General features: G+C 63.1%; 17 protein-coding genes. 2 read left to right on the forward strand and 15 right to left on the reverse strand.

Going from position 1 to position 19867, the window contains the following annotated elements; translation table 11 throughout:
* Positions 1 to 30: 30 nt before the first annotated feature.
* Genes NCT03_RS31645 through NCT03_RS31680 form a run of 8 tightly spaced genes read right to left on the reverse strand, consistent with a single transcriptional unit; the run spans position 31 to position 7940 of the window.
* On the reverse strand, positions 31 to 1206 hold the full coding sequence (locus tag NCT03_RS31645; RefSeq protein ID WP_250495319.1) for an NAD(P)/FAD-dependent oxidoreductase: 1176 nt from the start codon (positions 1204 to 1206) through the stop codon (positions 31 to 33).
* Positions 1199 to 2605 (reverse strand): FAD-dependent oxidoreductase, encoded by a 1407-nt coding sequence (locus tag NCT03_RS31650; protein ID WP_250495320.1) that lies wholly within the window; start codon positions 2603 to 2605, stop codon positions 1199 to 1201. The genes NCT03_RS31645 and NCT03_RS31650 overlap by 8 nt, the downstream gene beginning before the upstream one ends.
* The gene (locus NCT03_RS31655; protein ID WP_250495321.1) at positions 2595 to 2957 is read right to left on the reverse strand and encodes a (2Fe-2S)-binding protein; all 363 of its coding nucleotides are present in this window, start codon (positions 2955 to 2957) and stop codon (positions 2595 to 2597) included. The genes NCT03_RS31650 and NCT03_RS31655 overlap by 11 nt, the downstream gene beginning before the upstream one ends.
* Positions 2958 to 2964: 7 nt before the next feature.
* Complete coding sequence (locus NCT03_RS31660) at positions 2965 to 4107, reverse strand: NAD(P)/FAD-dependent oxidoreductase (RefSeq protein ID WP_250495322.1); 1143 nt, start codon at positions 4105 to 4107, stop codon at positions 2965 to 2967.
* The gene (locus NCT03_RS31665; RefSeq protein ID WP_250468062.1) at positions 4104 to 4901 is read right to left on the reverse strand and encodes an ABC transporter permease; all 798 of its coding nucleotides are present in this window, start codon (positions 4899 to 4901) and stop codon (positions 4104 to 4106) included. Before NCT03_RS31665 ends, NCT03_RS31660 begins: the two co-directional genes overlap by 4 nt.
* Positions 4902 to 4915: 14 nt before the next feature.
* Positions 4916 to 5788, reverse strand: coding sequence for an ABC transporter permease (locus NCT03_RS31670; RefSeq protein WP_244831844.1), 873 nt, complete (start codon positions 5786 to 5788; stop codon positions 4916 to 4918).
* Positions 5775 to 6854 (reverse strand): ABC transporter ATP-binding protein, encoded by a 1080-nt coding sequence (locus NCT03_RS31675; protein ID WP_244831843.1) that lies wholly within the window; start codon positions 6852 to 6854, stop codon positions 5775 to 5777. Before NCT03_RS31675 ends, NCT03_RS31670 begins: the two co-directional genes overlap by 14 nt.
* A gap of 30 nt (positions 6855 to 6884) precedes the next feature.
* Positions 6885 to 7940 carry an ABC transporter substrate-binding protein gene (locus NCT03_RS31680; protein WP_244831842.1) on the reverse strand — a complete coding sequence of 352 codons (1056 nt, stop codon included), beginning with the start codon at positions 7938 to 7940 and terminating at the stop codon, positions 6885 to 6887.
* A gap of 157 nt (positions 7941 to 8097) precedes the next feature.
* Between NCT03_RS31680 and NCT03_RS31685 the strand changes: the two genes are divergently transcribed.
* Positions 8098 to 9015 carry a LysR substrate-binding domain-containing protein gene (locus NCT03_RS31685; protein ID WP_250495323.1) on the forward strand — a complete coding sequence of 306 codons (918 nt, stop codon included), beginning with the start codon at positions 8098 to 8100 and terminating at the stop codon, positions 9013 to 9015.
* 103 nt (positions 9016 to 9118) lie between these two features.
* Here NCT03_RS31685 and NCT03_RS31690 read toward each other — a convergent pair whose 3' ends face one another.
* The 6 genes from NCT03_RS31690 to NCT03_RS31715 form a co-directional block, all read right to left on the reverse strand.
* Positions 9119 to 9265 carry a hypothetical protein gene (locus NCT03_RS31690; RefSeq protein WP_250468060.1) on the reverse strand — a complete coding sequence of 49 codons (147 nt, stop codon included), beginning with the start codon at positions 9263 to 9265 and terminating at the stop codon, positions 9119 to 9121.
* Positions 9266 to 9525: 260 nt separating this feature from the next.
* A complete protein-coding gene (locus NCT03_RS31695; RefSeq protein ID WP_250495324.1) occupies positions 9526 to 11490 on the reverse strand; it encodes an RICIN domain-containing protein in 1965 nt (654 codons plus the stop codon).
* Positions 11491 to 11520: 30 nt separating this feature from the next.
* Complete coding sequence (locus NCT03_RS31700) at positions 11521 to 12150, reverse strand: SCO family protein (protein WP_250495325.1); 630 nt, start codon at positions 12148 to 12150, stop codon at positions 11521 to 11523.
* A gap of 438 nt (positions 12151 to 12588) precedes the next feature.
* A complete protein-coding gene (locus tag NCT03_RS31705) occupies positions 12589 to 13644 on the reverse strand; it encodes a serine hydrolase domain-containing protein (protein WP_250495326.1) in 1056 nt (351 codons plus the stop codon).
* 23 nt (positions 13645 to 13667) lie between these two features.
* Entirely contained in the window at positions 13668 to 14960 is a 1293-nt protein-coding gene (locus NCT03_RS31710; RefSeq protein WP_244831836.1) for an MFS transporter, read from the reverse strand.
* The gene (locus NCT03_RS31715) at positions 14950 to 16371 is read right to left on the reverse strand and encodes a M20 family metallopeptidase (protein WP_250495327.1); all 1422 of its coding nucleotides are present in this window, start codon (positions 16369 to 16371) and stop codon (positions 14950 to 14952) included. Before NCT03_RS31715 ends, NCT03_RS31710 begins: the two co-directional genes overlap by 11 nt.
* Before the next feature lie 127 nt (positions 16372 to 16498).
* On the opposite strand from NCT03_RS31715, the gene NCT03_RS31720 reads away from it, so the two are divergent.
* Positions 16499 to 17404 (forward strand): LysR family transcriptional regulator, encoded by a 906-nt coding sequence (locus tag NCT03_RS31720; protein WP_244831834.1) that lies wholly within the window; start codon positions 16499 to 16501, stop codon positions 17402 to 17404.
* Between the two features lie 23 nt (positions 17405 to 17427).
* Here the strand turns inward: NCT03_RS31720 and NCT03_RS31725 are convergent, their stop codons facing one another.
* Positions 17428 to 19788 carry an acetamidase/formamidase family protein gene (locus NCT03_RS31725; RefSeq protein ID WP_250495328.1) on the reverse strand — a complete coding sequence of 787 codons (2361 nt, stop codon included), beginning with the start codon at positions 19786 to 19788 and terminating at the stop codon, positions 17428 to 17430.
* Positions 19789 to 19867 lie beyond the last annotated feature (79 nt).

Here is a 19867-nt window from a genome sequence, read left to right on the forward strand (position 1 = left end):
ACGAAGTCGCCGCGCGAAAACGCGCGGCATTCAATGCGCGACGAGACGCGCGGTATTCGCATCCGAAGAAGAAGCGGCCGCGCGCCCGAAGCGATCGATGGCGAATGCATCGAGTGAAATGGACGGCGCGCCATCGAGCATGAGTTCGGAGACGAGCTTGCCGCAGCCCGGCCCGAGCTGAAAACCACTGCCGCAATAGCCGAACGAGTAATAGAGATTCGATGCCTTGCGGCTTGCCGAGATCACTGGAAGCTCATCCTCGGTGAATGCCTCGACACCGGCCCACGCGCGATTGACGCCCAGGTGGCGCAGATGCGGGAACAGATCGGTGACGGTTTTCGCGCTGCGCACGAGGCGCACGAAATCCACTTCGCCATGACGCGCAAGCAGGTCCGCAATGCCGATCAGCTTGCCGCCGATCACCACCGTGCCGTTATCGAACTGCTTGAAGGACAGCGGCCGTCCCGTTGCGCCGAGTGTCGCGCGACAGAAGGGCGCGACGCGATGCGTGACCATCAGCATCAGACCTTCGGGATGCACCGGCACCGGCTCGCCCACCTGTTTCGCGAGTTCGCCGGACCACGCGCCCGCCGTGACGAGCAGCTTTTCCGCACTGAACGTGCCGTGCGGCGTGTAGGCGAACCAGCGCGCGCCGCGTTGCTCGATACGACGCACCGGCGTGCCTTCCAGAAAGCGCGCGCCGAGTTTTTGCGCGGCGAGCCGGAAGGCCGTGGTCGTGCGATACGGCAGCGCGAAGCCATCGCGCTCGACCCAGATGCCGCCCGTGACATGCCGAGCCAGAGCGGGTTCGAGTTCGAGCACGGCCTCTCGGTCGATCACTTTCTCGTGCGTGAAGCCGTGCGATTCGAGCAGGGCGACGCGCTCGCGGCATGCTTCGAGTTCATCGTCCGTCTCGGCTATCTTGAGCTGGCCCGATGGCACGAAGCCGCCATCCTCGCCAATCAGATCGCGCATGCCGTGCCAGATTTCACGCGACATCAGCGCGAGCGGAATCTCGGGCAGCGCGCGTCCGAGCGTGCGTACGCCGCCAGCATTCACGCCGGACGAATGACGCGCGACGTAATCGGCTTCGAGCACGATCACCTTCGCGCCGCGCCGCGTCATGTGGAACGCGCTGCTCGTGCCGTGCAGTCCGCCGCCAACCACGAGCACATCGGCTTCCTGAACGTCGGTTGCGTCATTCACCGGCGAGTTCTCCGAGCGTGAGCGGCTTGATCGGCGGACGAATGCGGTAGTAGCCGACTTCGGCGGGCGAGACACGCCGCGCATCCGCGATGACTTCGGTCACCGTGAGACCGCACATGCGGCCCTGACACGGACCCATGCCGCAACGTCCGAACGACTTCGCCTGATTCGGTCCGACGCAACCCATCTCGACGAATTTGCGCAATTCGCCCGCCGTGACTTCCTCGCAGCGGCACACGATAGTCTCGTTGCGCGGAATGCGGTTGATATCGCGCGGACGATAAAGGCTGTCGAGAAATGGCCGGATGCGCAGCACGCCCGCCAGCGCGCGGCGCTGCCCGGCCGCTTCGGCGTCGCGCGTGGCGGCGTTCAGCGCGCCGAGTTGCGCCGCGACCGCGAGGCCCGCGAGCGAGCCCTGCAAGGCCGCCGCCTGCGCGCCGCCGATACCCGCGCCGTCGCCCGCGACGAAGATGCCGGGCACATCCAGCTCGCCCCACGCATCGACTTTGGGCGTGAAGCAAAGCTGCGCGTCGTCCCAGCGATGCGACGCCCGCAAAGCCTGCGTGAACTGCGTATTCGGCACGACGCCCTGATGCAGCAGGATCACGTCCGCTTCAAGGCGGTGCGCCGCGCCTTGCGTCGTGAAGTGAAGCGCGGCCGCATGCTCGACGTTATCCGCGCCGATGCGCCCTTCCACGCGCAGATCGTCGGCCGCTTCGAAGATCGGCACGCCGGCGTCGCGCAAGGTGCGGATCAGTTGCAGGCCCTTGCTCAGGAACGGCCACGCGCGCAACGCGGACAGCATGTGACGCTTCGCGCGCCAGCGGTCTTCGTGACGCGTGGTATCGACGAGCGCGCGAATCGGCACGCCGGCGCGCACATATTGCCAGCCGAGCAGATACAGCAACGGCCCGCAGCCCGCGAGAACCGGTGGCGCGGCAGGCACTTCGCCCGCGCTCTTCAGGAGAATCTGCGCGGCACCCGCCGTCAGCACGCCGGGCAGCGTCCAGCCGGGAATCGGAAAGGGCCGCTCCAGCGCGCCGCTTGCGAGAATCACGCGTTGCGCGTCGAAGCTGCCGATCTTGCCGTCCTTCAGATAGTTGATGCCGCGCTCGCGCGTGACTTGCCAGACGCTCGCATTGGTCACGTGACGCGCGCCCGATGCCGCGAACGCACGGGCGATCTCCGCGCCCGCCGCGTAGTCGGGGCCAAGTATTTCCTTGCGACGCGCATCGGCGTGAGCGATGCCACGATAAATCTGGCCGCCCACGGCGTTCTGTTCATCGATCAAGACGGTTTTGAGGCCCGCGCGGGCGGCGCGCGTGGCCGCGCTCATGCCGGCCGGTCCAGCGCCGATCACGACCACATCGACGGCTTCGGAGGCGAAATCAGCGGCCATGCGCGTTCTCCAGCGGGGTATCGGCGAGTGTCATGGGCGGCAGATCGCGCGCGCCTTCCTGCGAGCGGATACGCATGCCCGCCTGCACTTCGACCATGCAACTCTGACGGCTCGGAATGCCGTCGATTTCGACGAGGCATTCGAAGCACGCGCCCATCATGCAATACGGCGCGCGCGGCGCACCCGACACCGGCGTCGCACGAAAGCGCGAGACGCCCGCCGCGAGCAGCGCGGCCGCGACGGAACGGCCGCCCGGCACGGACAAAGGCTGGTCGTTGAAGAAGATCTCGATGGCCGCGGCGGTTTCCCCCGGCAGCGGCTTGAACAGCGTGTGAGTCGATTGGGAAGTCATGTCGAATTCAGTGTGCGGGAGTCGGTTCTTGAGCGTTCTCGAAGCGGCGTGCGGAGAAGGTCGGCAATTCCTCGGGCACGGGTGCACCGGTGATCCACGGCGCCACGCGCATGGCATGTGCGGCGGCGAGCGTCACGCCGCTATGGCAAGTGACGACGAACGCGCCAGGATGCGCTTCCGACCGGTCGTAGATCGGAAAGCCGTCCGCGCTGTAGACGCGCAGCGCGGCCCACATCCGCACGAGCCGCACGTGCTGCAACATCGGGAACGCGCGCACGCCGCGCCGCGCGATATCGGCGAGCACATGCGTGGTCGTGAAATCGTTGAAGCCGACTTCTTCCATCGAATCGCCGAACTGCACGCTGCCTTCGTCGGTCTGGCGCACGTTGAGCGTCGGATAGTCGAGAAACGGCGCGACGCGTTCGCTCACCAGCACCTGCCCGCGATTCGGCGCGACCGGCGCGTTCAATCCGACAAACGGCGCGAGCATGCGGTTTCCGAGGCCAGCCGCAAGCACGACACGCCCCGCGCGATACGTTCCGCGCTTGCCATGCACGACGAAGCCTTGGCCGTTCGCGTCCGGTTCGATGCGTTCCGCGCGTTCGCCCGAGACGAGCTTCACGCCGCGCGCCTGCATCGCCGAATGAAGCGCGCGCAAGAGCTTGAGCGGGTTCACATGGCCGTCCATCGGCGTGTAGCTCGCGCCGATCACTTGCGGGCCGATCTGCGGAATGCGCTCGCGAATCTCGGCGGCATCGAGCATCTGATACGGGTAGTCGCCGATCTCGGCCTTGAGCGTCGAGAGACGCTTCTCGCGGTCGGCGAGTTCGTCGTCGTTGAAGCAAAAGTGGAAGCCGCCTGGCTGGCGCAACGCCACGTCGATGCCCGTTTCGTTCAAGAGGCTCTCGGCGAGTCCCGGCCAGCGCGTGGCCGAACTGCGCGACCAGCGTGCGTAAGGCGAGAGGCCGTAGCCCTTGCCTTGAATCCATACGAGGCCGAAGTTGCCGCGCGAGGCGCGAAAGCCGCCGTCGTCTTCGTCGAGCACGGTCACGCGCGCGCCTTCGCGGGCAAGACCGTAAGCCACGGCGGAACCGACCAGGCCGCCGCCGAGCACGAGCACGTCGGGGCTGGCGGAGGTTGAAAGTGTCATCGCGCTTCTCCGATCAGGATGCGGTCCAGTCCGACCATGCGGTCGAGCAGGATCATCAGCAACACCGTGCCGACGATCAGCACCGCCGAGACCGAGGCGACCAGCGGATCGATCGTCTGCGCGATCTGGTTGTACATGGCGACGGGCAGCGTGGTCGTGCCGGGCGTCGCGACGAAAATGGTCATCGTGAGTTCGTCGAAACTCTGGATGAACGAGAGCACCCAGCCGCCTGCCACGCCGGTGCGGATCATCGGCAGGACCACGCGGCGAAATGCGGTGAAGCGGCTCGCGCCACATGAAAGCGCGGCGCGTTCGGCATCGCGATCCAGGCCGACGGCGGACGAAAGCGCAAGCCGCAACGCATACGGCAAGACGATGATGACGTGCGCGCATACCAGCGACCAGAACGATCCCGACAGATGCAGCAGCGACAGAAAGCGCAGGAACGCGATGCCGAGCACGACGGCGGGGATCATCATCGGCGAGAGGAAAAAGCTCGTGAGCGCGGCGCGGCCGGGAAAGCGATAACGCGCGATGGCCAGCGCCGCGGGCACCGCGAGCAGCACGCCGATGGTCGCCGCCGCGAACGCGAGGCGGATCGACAGCCAGAACGCCGAAACGATGTCGCCGTTCTCGACGATCGCGCGGAACCAGCGCAGCGACGCGCCATCGAAAGGCATTGAGATGAAGCCTTTGTCGGTGAAGGCGACGAGCATCACGACCACGAGCGGCGCCATGATGAAGGTCAGGAAGAACGCGTTGTAGACGAGCCCGAGAATGCCGTTCTGTTTCATGATCGTCGTCCGCGTTAGTCGAAGATATGCCGGAACCGGCGTTCGGCGAGGCGGCTGCAACCCATGACGATTGCCACGTTCGCGATCAGCAACAACACGGCGATACTCGCGCCGAGCGGCCAGTTGAGCGTGCCGAGAAACTCGTCGTAGGCAGCGGTGGCGACGACCTTCAGACGCCGTCCGCCGATCAGCGCGGGCGTGGCGAACGCGGATGCCGACAGCGCGAACACGATGATCGATCCCGACAGCACGCCCGGCATGATCTGCGGCAGCACCACGCGGCGGAACACCGCGAACGACGAGCCGCCGAGCGAGCGTCCGGCCCATTCCACTTGCGGGTCGAGCTTTTGCATGGTGGCCCACACGGACATCACCATGAAGGGCACCAGAACGTGCGTGAGCGCGATGATCATGCCGGTCATCGTGAAGACGAGGCGGATGGGTTCATCGGTGATTTTCAGCGCTTGCAGCACGTTGTTGAGTACGCCGTTGTTGCCGAGCAGAATCTGCCAGCCAAGCGTGCGCACCACGACCGAGATTAGGAGCGGGCCGAGCACGACGAGAAGACACAGCGACTGCCACGGCTTCTTCATGCGCGCGAGCACGATGGTCTCCGGCACGCCAAGCACGATGGAGAGCAGCGTGACCGCGAAGGCGAGGCCGGCAGTGCGCAGAAAGATGGTGTGGTAGTACGGGTCGCTCACTACTTCCCAATAGTTCGTGAGCGTGTAGGCGGCGGTGACGCCGGCCGTGTCGCTGAAGACGCGAAACGACAGCACGAGCGTGAGCGCGAGCGGCGCCAGCAGCAAGCCGACAAAAAGCAGCAGCGCGGGGCCGGACAGGAGCCACGGCGCGGCGCCGGGACGGTCGTCGTCAAGCGTGGCCATGAGCACCTTCCGGAGCATCTTGCGTGAGCACGCGCAGATCGTCGTCGGTCCAGGCGAGGCCGACTTCGTGACCTTCCTCGGGCGGCGGCGCACCGTGATTCGGCTGCGCGACACGCAGCTTGCCGAGTTCCGTTTCCACTTCGAGCAGCCACTGATTGCCGACGAACACGCGCGTTGCAATACGTCCGCGCACGCGCGCTGCGCCATTGGCGATATGCACCTTCTCCGGGCGGATATAAACGTTGACCGCGCCGTTCACATGACGGCCTTCGTGCGGCACGTGCAGCGTGGTGCCGAGTACATCGACTTCGGCGCAACGCGGATTGCGCCGCAGGACTTCGCCGGAAAACGTATTGGTGCGCCCGAGAAAGGTCGATGCGAACGGCGTGGCGGGACGCTCGTAAGCGTCGTATGGCGTGCTCAATTGAGCGATGGTTCCGCGATGCATCACCGCAATGCGATCGCTCATGGTCATGGCTTCGACCTGATCGTGCGTGACGAGGATCGTCGTGATGCCGAGGCGCTTTTGAATCGCCCGCAATTCGATATGCATTTCCTCGCGCAACTTGGCGTCGAGATTGGACATCGGTTCGTCGAGCAAGAGCAGTTCGGGCTGCATGGCGATGGCGCGTGCAATGGCCACGCGCTGCCGCTGGCCGCCCGACAATTCCTTCGGATAGCGATGCCCGAGTCCCTTTAGACGCACGAGCGCGAGTGCTTCTTCCACGCGCTCTTCGCGTTCGCGGCGCTTGACCTTGCGCATTTCCAGACCGAAGCCGACGTTGCCCGCCACCGTCATGTGCGGAAAGAGCGCATAGCTTTGAAACACCACGCCGATGCCGCGTTTCTCCGGACGTTCGTGCGTGATGTCGCGGCCATCGAGCAGAATGCGGCCCGTGGTCGGCGTGACGAACCCCGCCACCATTTGCAGCGTGGTCGTCTTGCCGCAACCCGAAGGTCCGAGCAGCGCGAGAAGTTCGCCGCGTTCGACATCGAGATCGAGTTGTTCGATCGCCGTGAAATCGCCGTAGCGTTTCGAGATACCTTGCAGAGTCAGGAAGGCCATGCGCCTCGCTCCTTCATGCCGGTGTGGGGTTCAACGCTCGACCGAACGGTTCCAGCGCTCCGTCCACTCGGTGCGATGCTGGTTGATCGTGGTCCAGTCCATCGCGGTCAGTTTCGCGATCTGGTCGGGACCGTAAGGCACGCGCGCGGCGATTTCCGGCGTCAGCTTGACCGTCTTGTTGACCGGACCGAGACCGATGCCTTGCGCCTGCAACGCCTGCACTTCCGGGCTCAGCAGATACTGGACGAACTGCTGCGACAACTGCGGCTGTGCGTTCTCGGCGATGGCGCATGCCGCCACCTGCAACGCGACCGCGCCTTCCTTCGGGTAGACGAACTTGAGCGGAAAGCCCGTGTTCTGCAGCGCAACCGCGCGACCGCTGCCGTAGGGCGCAAGCACCACGTCGCCGGATTGCATCTGACCGTCCATTTCGCCGGGCGTGGGCGCCCAGGACAGCACGTTCGGCGCGACATCCTTGGTCATCGCCGCGAAGCCCGGCTCGATATTCTTCTCGCCGCCGCCGTTCAGACGCGCGAGCATGACGAGCGTATGCAGGCCATACGTGTTGGTGATCGGTGGCACGCCGAGCTTGCCCTTGATGCGTTTGTCGGTGAGCACCTTCCACGAATCGGGCGGCGGCAGACCGGCCTTCTTGAACGCTTCCTCGTTGTAGCCGATGCCTGTCGCCACCATGCCGACGCCGATCGACGTGGCACCGAGACGCGCGAGCGGATAGACGTCCTTCATCACGGGCGCTTCGTCGAGCTTGGCGCAGAGATTGAGCTGCATCGCCTGATACATGGGCCCGTCGTCCATCACGGCGACGTTGATCTGCTGATGGCCTTTTTGCGCTTGCAACTTGGCGAGGGTATCGCTGGAATTGCCCGCGACGTAGACGATCTTGACGTCATGCGCCTTTTCGAACGGCGGGATGATTTTCTGGCGATACAACTGCTCGTTCGAGCCGCCCACATTGGCGACATAGAGCGTGGTTTCGGCGTGAGCGAGAAGCGGAGCGGCGAAAGAAAGAGCCGCGAAGGCGGTACAAGCGGGGACGGACAGACGGCGATGCAACGCTCTTTTCATGACGACGATCTCCAGATCCGGGGTGTGGGGGCGGGCTTCATGACCCGTCGTTGAGATGCAGTTTCGCGCCGCCGGACCATATCGTCCAATACGAATAAAATACCTACCTATGCATGGATGATATGGATCGGGGTTCACCCGGAGAGGGAGATCACGCATGAATCTGAAGCACATCGAGGCCTTTCGGGCGGTCATGGTGTCGGGGTTGATGACCGCGGCGGCCAAGGCGCTCTTTACCTCGCAGCCGAACGTGAGCCGGCTGATTTCGCAACTCGAACGCGAAACCGGCTTGCAGCTTTTTCAGCGCAGCGGCGTGCGGTTGATACCCACGAGCGAGGGCACCGCGTTCTTCCGCGAGGTCGAACGTGCGTTCGTCGGCTTGCAGGGCCTGGCGAACGCGGCGGCGCAGATACGCAATCTCGGCAGCGGACGTTTGCGCATAGCGGCGATGCCATCGGCGGGCATGACTCTCGTGCCGCATGCGATCAAGCGCTTCGTCGAGTTATATCCGACGGTGACCGTGTCGTTGCACGTGAACACATCGGGTACGGTCAATCACTGGACGGCGTCGCAGTTCTGCGATCTCGGCGTGGCCGTGTATGTGAGCGAGGCGTCGGATTGCGAGGTCGAGCAGTTGTCGAACGTGGCGGCGGTGTGTGTTATGCCGGAGGGGCATCGGCTGGCGTCGAAACGCAGTATCAAGCCGCAGGATCTCGAAGGCGAGTCGTTCATCTCGCTGTGTCACGGCGACGGCACGCGCACGCTGATGGACGAGGTGTTTCAGCGTGCGGGCGTGGAGCGCGTGCTTGCGATCGAGGCGCAGTACACGGCAATGTGCTGCGAGATGGTGCGTCATGGGATGGGCGTGACGCTCGCGCATCCGATCGTCGCGCGGGATTTCGCGGGTCCTGGAATTGTCATCAAGCCATTTTTGCCGGCTACGTTGTTTCCGACTTATTTGCTGTTTCCGCCGCATCGGCCGAGGGAGAGATTGGCATCGGAGTTCGTGAAGGTGCTGAAGGGGCTGCATGCGGAGTTGCTGGGGGAGGTGGTGAAGGGGACGAAGGTGGCTTGAGTCTTTCAAGCAACGATCAACCGATTCACTCATGCCGCCGTGCCGTGCTCGTGACCGCGCGAAGCGGCTGGGTCGTTTGAAAAGCATCGACGAATGCGCGCGCTCATCGGCTCATGACGAATTGCCAGAGCGCGGCGCACTGTGCGTCAGCAATCTTGTAACGCGGCATCGCCCGACGAAGCACGATGTCCGCTGGATCGACGCCATCCTTGATCGCGCGGCAAAAAGCGATGGGATCGTAATGGCTCATCGGCCCTCCGCGACGACGCGTTTCGCCAAGCAAGGACTCGCGAGTCAGCGGCGGTGCAAAGGCCGCCGCTTTCGATGTGCCCACATGGCAATTGACGCAACGAGTCGTCCACGCAGGCAACGTGCGATCGTCATCACGCAAATGCGCCGACAGCGGATGCTCTCCGTCGAAAATCGCGCAGCCCAGGTCGCGCGGTTCACATGCGGCATGGGCAACCGTTACCATCGCAACGAGCGCGAGGCCGACCAAGCGATGCGCCATCAATGCACGCGCATGGTACGCGAGAGGCTCGGCACGCCCTTCGCGTTCAGCGCGAAAAGCATGTAATAGCCGGGCACGACGATGCCCGGATCGGACGGAATCTTCAACTTGTACTCGCCAGCGGTGCCCACCGTGAACGTCAGCGGCACGCGTCGCTGTTCGTTGTTCACCGAATGCGTGGCCGATGATGAGCGCATCAGCGCAAATGCTGTCATGCCCTTGGTCGCCGATACGACGATGGTCGTGCCGAGCAACGCATCGGTCGGCGCGGAACTCATGGTCGGTCTGGTTGCGGCGGACCCGTCCGCGTTGAGAAGATAAGGTGGCGTCAATATCTCGACATTCGTGTGATTCGTGGCGCACGAGCCGCACAATCCGCCGCCGCCGCTGAGCACGCGTCCATCGTTCAGCAGCAGCGCCATGCTGTGATAAGTGCGCGGTACAGCCTGTGGCGCGAGCCGCGAAAACGCATTCGTGGTCGGGTCCCACAACTCGGGCGTGAGGATCGCGTTGTCGTCCGAAAACGGCACGGCAAAGGTCTGACCGCCGATCACGACGACCTGCCCATTCGGCAACACGACGCTGTTGTTGAACGCGCGCTGATAGCTCATCGGTGCGATGGTGCGCGTGATCGCCGTTCCGCTGCTGATGTCGATCAGCGTCGCATTGGAGGTGGCCGTCGATTGGTCGTAGCTCGGCGCGCCACCCACGGCAAGTATCTTGCCGACGTCGTACATGACCGCGTTGCCGTTCATCGCGTCATTGTCGCTGCCCCGGTTGCCGGCTGCGGTGACGCTGCCGTTGCCCGCCGTCTCGAACCAGTGCATGGCGCGGCTCGGGCCCGCATGAAACACGCGTCCGTTGGCGACCGCGAAGAGCCACGCGTGGTTGTCGGCGCGGAACACGCCCGCAGCGTCGTTCGTCAGGATGTAGTCGTCGAGAATGGCGCCGTTGACTTGCCAGCCCGAGCCCGAGGTCCACGTTTCGCCCGTCTTTCCACCGAGCCCGCCATTCCACGAGCCGCCCACTAGAAACACGTTACCGTTGCTCAAGGTCACGCTGCCCTGATAGCCGCGCGAAATGTTCATCTGATTGCTCGACGTCCATGTGCCGGTCGTAGGCGAATAGATGCTGGTCTTTTTCGTGCTCGATCCGCCCGTCACGAAGATGCGGCCATCGGGAAGATTGGCGATACCCGGACAGAACATGTCGTGCCCGGTGTTGGTCACGATCATTTGTTTGCTCGTGCCGGTCGATGGATTGAAGATCGCCGTGTACGTCTTGCCGGGCGTGACTTCGCCAGAGGTGAAGTTGAGGGCGCTGTCGGCCGACCAGACCAGCACGGTTCCATCGGGAAGATTCGCGGCTTGGAGCGGCACGAGCGGCAACGTGATGGGCGCCGTCCATTTCGAAGGCAACGCAGCTTGCGGCGCGGGCAAGCCGCTGACTTTCCATGTTTGCGTGGCGCTTGCGTTACACACCTGCTGCGTCAGTTGCACGCCTTGCGAAGTCGTACTCGACGCGGTCACGCACAAGCCGCTGTGTCCCGCGACGATCGCGTAACCTCCGCCTTGCGGGATCAACGAAAACGCCTGATTCGTGCCGCCACTACAGGTCCATTGAATGATAGGACCGCCGGGATCGGGACTTTGACCCGACACGTCCATGCATAGACCGCTATTGAGATTGATGAGGTTGTAGCGCGTACCTGTAGCAACCGGCTTCCATTGCTGATTCGCGCCGCCGGTGCAGGGCCATGTAATGACTGGCGCGTTCGGTGTTTTGGATTCGCCGCTCACGTCGGCGCACATGCTGGTGCCGCTTAGCGTGATGGGCGCCGATGTCTGCGCGCGGACTTGGTGCGAAACACTCGCTAACGTTAGCGCCAACGCCAGCAGCAAGACGACGCGCGCATGGCGGGCGACGTCAAGCAACACGCTCCCGGCCGAAAGGATTCGTGGCATGGTCCTGCTCCCCGTGGATAAGTCGAATAGCTATGTCAGTGCAAGCGCGCCGAGCACATCGCAGACATCGTTCACGCGTGGAAGATCGGCGCTTCTCCAGCGCAACATCGCATTGGCATCGAAGCAATAGACCTGCGTCGAATGGTCTGCGATTTCACTTGCCGATGCCTTGCTGCCCGACAGCGCCACGCGCATCTTGTCGACATCCGCAAGCGTCGGAGTCGCTGCGATCCACGAAGGACCCGCCTCGAACTGGGCGAGCCATGCGTGCAATGCCTGAGGTGAATCGGAAAGCGGATTGATTCCAATCGATAGCAACTGCACCGCATGACGAGTACGGATGCTCGTCATGCGTTTCTGTACCGCGCTGAATAGCGCGCCCTGCAAAGGACATACCGTGCCGCAACCGGTGTAGACCGTCTGCAACGCAGTCACGCCGTGACGCAACACTTCGTTCAAGCGACGCGTCTTGCCGGTCTGATCGACGAGCACGATATCGTCAAGGCGAAGCGGCGGCGTGACGAGTCCCACCGCATCATGTTGAGCGAAGGCGAAGGGGGACGCTGCACCGAGAGCAAGCGCCGCGATGTCACCGAGCAGGGCGCGACGAGTCAACGACGGGGTGCATGCACGAATGCCGGAACGCACACGATCGGGCATCGTTTTGTGACCTGCCGAACTTGACCTTGTCCACACTTTGATGATCCCCGTATCGAGCTCTATGGCTCTGACCCGCCGTTCGAATGGCCAATGACGTACGTGCCGGGAAGCGTGATCGAGCCGCTTCGCGTTCGCGTATTGGTCATGCCATTGAAACAAAGCTTAGCAGGTCAAATCAGCGTCGAACGTTCATCGCACGAATGGAAATACTCGCGTATGTGTACTCGGACACATTGCGTTTGAGCGCTTAAATAAAGGGTCGAAATTGCGGGAAGTTCTACTCGGTCGGAATTGCTGATGTTGCGATGTGGGGCATTTAGCAGAGGCGATTCAGGGGCCTTTTTAGTGCACGCTAGGTACGCGCTTGGGAGATTTATCGAAAGCCCGAAATGAGAGGACGGCCAACTTGTCGTGTCGGCCGGAAAGAAGCTCAAGCTTTCAACGCGTCATCCTCTTGACGCCATCGAACACCAACCCAAAAAACTCCCCGGCAAACGCCGAATCCAGCCACCTCACGATAACCGCCAGCCGCGTGGAAGGTTCGATCCACATGAACGAACTTCCCGCGCCCACGCCAAAATAGCTCGACTCCGGCACCGAGGGAAACATCTTCCGCCCCGTATTGAGCCAGACAAGAAACCCATAAAACGGCGCGATATCACAAGGCGTGCGCATTTTCTCGATCCACTCGCGGGACAGCACCCGCCGCCCGGAAACCAGACCTTCGTCCAGCAACATCCGCGCGATCTTCAACTGGTCGTTGGCACTGACCGACATGCCGCCGCCCCAATGCGTCCCACCGGGAACGGACTGCATGCGCCGTCCATCGATCTCGGTCCACGCATGGTCGTAACCCACCCATTGCCAGCCATCGCTCATGCCGCAAGGCTCGGCAATCGCTTCACGAAACACTTCGGGCAGCGGCCGACGAAACAGATGCATCAACGCAAGCGATAACTGGTTGATCCGCACGTCGTTGTATTCCCAAAAGGTGCCAGGCATCTGCAACGGCCGCAAGTCGCCTTTCTTGCCTGCGGGCGGCTCGCCAAATGTCACCGCGCGATAATGATCCGCCTGATCCGAAAGCCCGAAGAACTCGCCTTGCCATTCGCTCGTCTGCTGCAGCAATTGCGCCCACGTAACCGGGGCGTTATGCGCGTCGTCGAAGCCGATACCGGGCACGCGCTCGCGCACGGGTTCATCGACATCGGGCAGCAAGCCGCGGTCGTGCGCCACGCCCGCAAGCAAGGCGAGGTACGTCTTCGCAATGCTGAAGGTAAGGTCCGCGCGATCCGGCTCGCCCCACGTGGTGATCACGTGGCCATCGAGCGCAATCGCGCCCGACACCGGACCACGATCATGTACCGGTCCAAGCAGCTTGTTCCACGGCGCGGGATCGTTGATATGCACGCCCCAGTTGCCATCGACGTTCCGGTCCCACTTCGATTCATGATCGATGGAAAACTGAATCGCACGCTTCAATGTCTCGTTCATTTTCAAAGTTCCTGGCAAAGGCTTTAGCGCAACTTGATCCGCATGCGCGCCCACACGAGCGTAAAGAGGCTCACGACCGCAGCGATCATCAGATACAGTCCCGGCGCAAGGTTGTTGCCCGTGACCGCGATCAACGAAGCCACCGCGAGCGGCGTGAAGCCGCCGAAAATGGTCGTGCCGATGTTGTAGCCGAAGGCCATGCCCGTGGTGCGCGTGGCGGTCGGAAAGAGTTCGGCCATCAATGCCGGAATCGGCGCGAAGTAGGTGGCCTTGAGTAACGCGACCCAGATCACCGCGGCGAGCAAGGTCGGCAACGAAGGATGCGCATTCATGAGCATGAACGCCGGATAAACGGTCAGAAAGAACACGACGCCCGTCACCTGCATGATGCGAATGCGCCCGAATTTGTCCGACAGGTGTCCCACCACCGGCACGAGCACCATCATGATGAAGCCCGCCGTCAACGTGGCGATGAAGCCCGACGACGGCGACAAGCCCAACTGCCGCGTCGCGTACGTCGGCATATAAAGCAGCATGTAGTTGGCCGTGGTCGTGAGCACGAGCGAGCCGATGGAGATGAGCAAGCGTTCCTTCTGCGTCTTGAGCAACTCGCGCACGGGCGACGCCACTTTCTCGGCCTGCTCGAACTCCGGCGTTTCGTCCATGCGTCGGCGAATATACAGCCCGATCGGTCCGATCAACACGCCGAAGAGAAACGGAATGCGCCATCCCCAGCCTTCGAGCTGCGCAGGCGTGAGCGTGCTCGTCAGCACGGCACCAAAGAGCGACGCGAGCAGCGTGCTCGCGCCTTGACTCGAAAACTGCCAGCTCGACATGAAGCCGCTGCGCTCGGGCGCATGTTCGACGAGAAATGCCGTCGAACTGCCGAACTCGCCGCCCGCCGAAAAGCCCTGCAACAAACGCGACAAGAAGATCAGAATGGGCGCCGCAATGCCGATGCTTGCATACGAAGGCATGAGCGCGACCATGGCCGTGCCGACGGTCATCATCGCGATGGACAGCGTAAGCGACGCCTTGCGGCCATGCCGGTCGCTATACGAGCCGAGCACGAGCGCACCGACGGGCCGCGCGAGATACGACAGCGCGAAGGTGCCGAGGGTGAGCAGCAGCGAGACGGTGTGATCCTGCGTGGGAAAAAACAGCTTCGACAATACGCCTGCGAAGTAGCCATAGACGACGAGATCGTAGAACTCGAGCGCATTGCCTATAGACGTGGCGACGATCAGACGCGCCACGTTGCGATGCTTCGCCGGCTCATCGCGCGCGGGGGATATCGTGACGGAATCAGTGCTCATGGCGTGCTTCTCCGTTCGACCGAGGCGCTACGTTGCCATCGCGCGCGCCGAGGTCCCAGTAAAGACCCGCCATGATGCGCAAGCCTTCGCGCACCACCGGCGCGAGCATGTGTTCGTCCGGCGCATGCTGCGAGCATCCGGGATACGAATGCGGCACCCAGATGGTCGGCATGCCGAGCACATCGGCGAATACGTCGTTGGGGAGCGTGCCGCCGAGGTTCGGCAAGAGCACGGGCGCGCTGCCAGTCGTCTGCGTCAGCGAACGGATCGACCACTGCACCCACGCGTTGTCAGGATCGACGCGCGTGGCGGGCATGCCGCGTTCCACTTCGATATCGACCATGGTGAAATCGTGCGCATCGAGATGGTCACGCACGATCCTGGCAAGCTCGCGCCAGTTCGTGCCGACGACGAAGCGAATCTGCATGTGCGCGAACGCATGCGGCGGAATGGCGTTGACCGGCTTCTCGGGATTGCCCGCGCGAAACGCCAGCACTTCGATATTGTTCCAGCCGAACACGCGTTCGGCGGGCGTGAGACCCGGCTCGCCATAGTCGGCATCGACTTCCGGTTCGCCGGGATTGCCGCCCACGACGATCCCCTCCAGCGCGCGCCGCACCGATTCCGGCACCGGCGGCGGCCGCAATCCTTCGATGACGATCTTGCCGTTCTCATCGACCATGGATGCAATGGCGTTTGCCAGCACCACGGCCGGATTGCGCAAGAGGCCGCCCCAGTTGCCCGAATGATGCGCGCCATCGCGCAGCTTCACATCGAGACGGAAATTGATGACGCCGCGCGATCCGAGAAAGAGCGTCGGGCGGTTGGCGGCGAGGCGCGGTCCGTCGGATGCAATCAACACGTCCGCCGCCAGTTCATCGCGCAACTTGAGACACACGGCATGCAGGCCGGGTGAACCGACTTCCTCGCCGGTCTCGAACAGCAGCTTCAGATTGAAGCCGAGCTTGCCCTCGCGCGCGTCGAGCACGGTCTTCAGCGCCGCGAGATTGATGCTGTGCTGGCCCTTGTTGTCGGCGGTGCCGCGGCCGTACCAGCGTTCGCCTTCCACCGTCACGCGCCACGGCGACCGGCCTTCGGACCATTGCGCGTCGTAGCCGCGTACGACATCGCCGTGACCGTAGCCAAGCACCGTCGGCAAGTCCGCGGCTTCATGGCGATGCGCGATGAGGAATGGCCCCGCGCCCGCCACCGGATTCTCGACGATGCGGCACGCGAAGCCCCATTCCTCGAGCGTGGGCGTGAGTTCTTCTTCGAGGTAAGCGAAGAGGCGCGCGCCACTGTCGGCTTCCTGACTATCGGTGCGCAGACCGACGCGTCGCTGCAGGTCTTCGAGGAACGCGCCGGACTCATAACACTGAGTGGCAAGCTGGATGGCGGTATCGCGGGTCACGTCGTTCTCCCTTTAATCGTGACCCATGCTGCCGCCGCCGATATTTCTGGACAATTACAATATTTCTCAAGAACCCTTGCCTAAAAGGCAAATCGAGGGTTATCCCGGAGCGGAACGAGAAGGCAAAATGGACGAGACGGCGTTGCGTTACTTCCTCGAAATCGCGCGAAGCGGCTCGCTTAGCAAGGCATCGGAGCGGCTGTTCGTGGCGGTGTCGGCATTGAGCAGGCAGATGGCGAAGCTCGAAGAGCAGATGGGCACACCACTATTCGAACGGCGTCCGCGCGGCATGGTCTTGACCGATGCCGGGCGCTTGCTCGCCAATCATGCGCGCCGCAGTCATCTGGAAAACGAGCGCGTGATCGATGAAATACGCGATTTGAGCGCGGGCGGCCGCGTGACGATACGCGTCGCCGCGTCCGAAGGCGTGGCGCCGGATTTCTTGCCGCAAGCCTTTGCGCGGTTTCTGGAGACGCATCCGCGTGCGCAGTTTCAACTCGATGTCTCGCCGCCATCGGTCGCCACACAGCGCGTGCGCGAAGGCACGCACGATGTCGCGGTGTGCTTCAGCGTCGCGCCCGAAAAGGACGTGCACGTGCATTATGCGCAGCGCGCGCCGGTGTTCGCATTGATGCGCGGCGGTCATCCGCTGGCGAAACGCGAGTCGGTTTCGCTCGCCGATCTCCACGAATGGCCGATGGCCATGCACAATCAGGGCGTGACGCTGCGTCAGTTATTCGATATCTCGTGCAGTCTCGAAGGGCTCGTCTTCGAGCCGGTGTTCATCGCGAACTATCACATGGCCTTGCAGAGTTTCGTGCAACGCACCGACGCCATCACGCTGACCGGCTACCTCACCGTGCGCAGCCGTTTGCAGCGTGACGATATGGCGGCCGTGCCCATCAGCAATCCCGAACTGCATCAGCGCACCTTGCAGATTCAGACGATGGCGGGACGCACCTTGCCGCAAGCGGTGGTGGCGTTCGTCGAATTGTTGACGCGGGCGATCGAGGAGCCCGAGGCGGTTCAGTAACGATGGCGCTCCATATATAAGCGCTAATCCGTGAAAAGCGCCTTGCGGATGATCGCGTGCACGCCCCAGTTGCCATCGACCACTTGCGTCACGCCGAAGTCCACGGCCACCGACATCAACGAGATCGCTTCGTCTTCGCTCAGTCCCTTGGTCGACATGAGAAAGCGGCGCGTCTTGATGAAGGCGTCGCGCATGGCCTGATCGAGCGTGGACTTCTGATAGACCTCGCTCTGCGCGCTGGTGCCGAATTCCGCGAGATAGTCGGCGTGGCTGAAGCCGTGCAACACCCATTCGTCGGCGGTTTCGACGAGCGGATACGTGAGGTCCGCAAAGGGCTGTGAGGCGAGCGTGTGCTTCTTGTGCAGGATCAGTTCGAAGTCGCCCGTAAGCGAGCATTCGATAGCCGTGCCGCACAACTCGGAGTCTCCTTGCGACGCATGCGGGTCGCCGATGGAAAGCAGCGCGCCCGCCACGCCCACTGGCAGAAACACGCTTGCACCCGGTCCCACGCGCCAGTTGTCGAGATTGCCGCCGAAGGCCGAAGGCGGGATCGAATCGATCAGACCGTTCTGGCGAGGCGCGACGCCGATCACGCCGAAATGCGGCCGCACCGGAATGGTGACGTTCTTCAGCACGTTGTGATTTTCGACGACGGTCGAATGATCGACAGGCACGCCGGGATAATCGATGATCGGATGCATCACGCCGAACGGATCGCGTTGCGGCGTCCAGCGATAGTTGTAGACGGCGCGCGCATAGGCGCTTGTGTCGACGCGTTCGGTATCCGTATGAAGCTCGTAGATCGTCACGACTTCGCGAGGCTTGGGTTCGGTCAAGAGCTCGCGATAGTGAAAGCCCCACCACGCGGCGGCGTTGCTGCCAAATGCGCGGCCATGATATTTCGGGTTCGCGCAGCGGCGCGGATGAATATCGACGATCCGCACTTCGAGCACGTCCCCCGCCTCCGCGCCCGTGACGGCAATCGGTCCCGTGCAGATATGCACGCCGAACCCTTCGCCCGCGCCGCGTCCGTAGATCGATGCGTTCATCGGTCCCGCGCCGCGCCGGTCCACGTTCTTGCGCTCGGCGGTCCAGTGGAACACGCTCTCGGCGCCGGGATCGCCCGCGATCATACGATCCCAATCATCCGCGGCATGTTGCGTGAGCGCTTCCACGGTCACGGTGTCGCCACTTTGTACTTCGAGCACGGGCTTCAGATCGTGGCTGAAATAACCCCAATGCACGGTATTTGCCGTTGCGCGCAGCAGATGATGGCGCGGCTTGTCGCGTCCGAGCCGAAGTTCGATATGCACGGCATCGAGTTCTTCACGCACGGCGACGAGCGTATCGCCCGCATGATCCTGACGCGCCTGCGCGATCAGGCTCGCCGCATTGACCGGCAAGCCGCGCGAGAGACTTCGCACCAGATGACGCGCTATTTCAAGGCTCGCCTCTTGCCTGAAGGTGCGCGGCGACGCGCCGTAACGTTCGCGAAACACGCGGCTGAAATGCGCGGGATCGTTGAAGCCCCAGCGAAAGCAGATGTCCGATATCGATACTTTCTCGGAGAGCGGATCGGCCAGTTCCGCGCGGCATCGTTCAAGACGGCGTGAGCGCACATAGGTCGAAAAGCTCTGTCCGGCGAGTTCGAAAAGCTTCTGCACATAGCGTGGCGACACGCGCTCGTCCTTTGCAAGCGTGGCGACGCTCAACGTCGATTCGGCGAGATTCGCTTCGATGAAGCGGCATAGCCGCGAGAATAGCGCCGCCTGCGACGGCGTGAGTCCGTTGAACGAGCCCTTGCGTTCCTGTCCCGCAAGACACGCGACGAGCATTTCCGCGAGCGCGAGTTCGGTGGGACGCAATTCATCGGCGCTCAAGGTCTCGAGGCTCTCGACCACCGAGCGCAAAAAGCCCGAGAAGATATGGCCCATGCCCGTTGCGCCCGGCAGCAGCGCCACGCGCAACGAAAGCGGCGAGAGCAAGCGCGCGTTGATCGCGCTCTTCGGCGAACGCACGATAAAGGCGCGAAAGCGCTCCGCGAAGATCAGCGACGCGCTTTGTCCCGATGCCGCATACACGATGTCATGCGGGCTCACGCGTTCGCGCAGGCCGTCGGCGACGAGCGTGGCGTCGCCATCGATCAGCAATACGAGCATGAGACTGCCGCTTTGATCGGCGCTCAGTTCGAGCGTCTGCGCGGCCGAGGCGATCGTCGTGAACTCGATGCCGCCCGCCGATACACGCGACGTCAGCGTGCCTTGAAGACCGCGTTCGCCGCCTTCTATCTTGCCGTGCCACCCCAGGCGCGCGAGCGCCGCTTTCCATTCATGTCGACGTTCGAACTCGGGATACGACTCGGTGGTGAAGCGCGACAGGTTCAAGCGAAAACTCCACGAATAGCAGCAAAGACGCGCTTTCGAAAAGCAACTCCCGCGCCATCGCGGCCATGCGGCGACGCGA

The organism is Caballeronia sp. GAWG1-1 (assembly GCF_023631465.1).
In the GTDB taxonomy this organism is placed as follows: domain Bacteria; phylum Pseudomonadota; class Gammaproteobacteria; order Burkholderiales; family Burkholderiaceae; genus Caballeronia.

Excerpts from the sequence above, each read along its gene's own strand:
- NCT03_RS31675 (WP_244831843.1), bottom strand. The coding sequence starts at position 6,854 with ATGGCCTTCCTGACTCTGCAAGGTATCTCGAAACGCTACGGCGATTTC.
- NCT03_RS31700 (WP_250495325.1), bottom strand. The coding sequence starts at position 12,150 with ATGCCCGATCGTGTGCGTTCCGGCATTCGTGCATGCACCCCGTCGTTG.
- NCT03_RS31660 (WP_250495322.1), bottom strand. The coding sequence starts at position 4,107 with ATGACACTTTCAACCTCCGCCAGCCCCGACGTGCTCGTGCTCGGCGGC.
- NCT03_RS31670 (WP_244831844.1), bottom strand. The coding sequence starts at position 5,788 with ATGGCCACGCTTGACGACGACCGTCCCGGCGCCGCGCCGTGGCTCCTG.
- NCT03_RS31650 (WP_250495320.1), bottom strand. The coding sequence starts at position 2,605 with ATGGCCGCTGATTTCGCCTCCGAAGCCGTCGATGTGGTCGTGATCGGC.
- NCT03_RS31690 (WP_250468060.1), bottom strand. The coding sequence starts at position 9,265 with ATGAGCCATTACGATCCCATCGCTTTTTGCCGCGCGATCAAGGATGGC.
- NCT03_RS31720 (WP_244831834.1), top strand. The coding sequence starts at position 16,499 with ATGGACGAGACGGCGTTGCGTTACTTCCTCGAAATCGCGCGAAGCGGC.
- NCT03_RS31680 (WP_244831842.1), bottom strand. The coding sequence starts at position 7,940 with ATGAAAAGAGCGTTGCATCGCCGTCTGTCCGTCCCCGCTTGTACCGCC.
- NCT03_RS31710 (WP_244831836.1), bottom strand. The coding sequence starts at position 14,960 with ATGAGCACTGATTCCGTCACGATATCCCCCGCGCGCGATGAGCCGGCG.
- NCT03_RS31695 (WP_250495324.1), bottom strand. The coding sequence starts at position 11,490 with ATGCCACGAATCCTTTCGGCCGGGAGCGTGTTGCTTGACGTCGCCCGC.
- NCT03_RS31705 (WP_250495326.1), bottom strand. The coding sequence starts at position 13,644 with ATGAACGAGACATTGAAGCGTGCGATTCAGTTTTCCATCGATCATGAA.
- NCT03_RS31665 (WP_250468062.1), bottom strand. The coding sequence starts at position 4,901 with ATGAAACAGAACGGCATTCTCGGGCTCGTCTACAACGCGTTCTTCCTG.
- NCT03_RS31655 (WP_250495321.1), bottom strand. The coding sequence starts at position 2,957 with ATGACTTCCCAATCGACTCACACGCTGTTCAAGCCGCTGCCGGGGGAA.
- NCT03_RS31685 (WP_250495323.1), top strand. The coding sequence starts at position 8,098 with ATGAATCTGAAGCACATCGAGGCCTTTCGGGCGGTCATGGTGTCGGGG.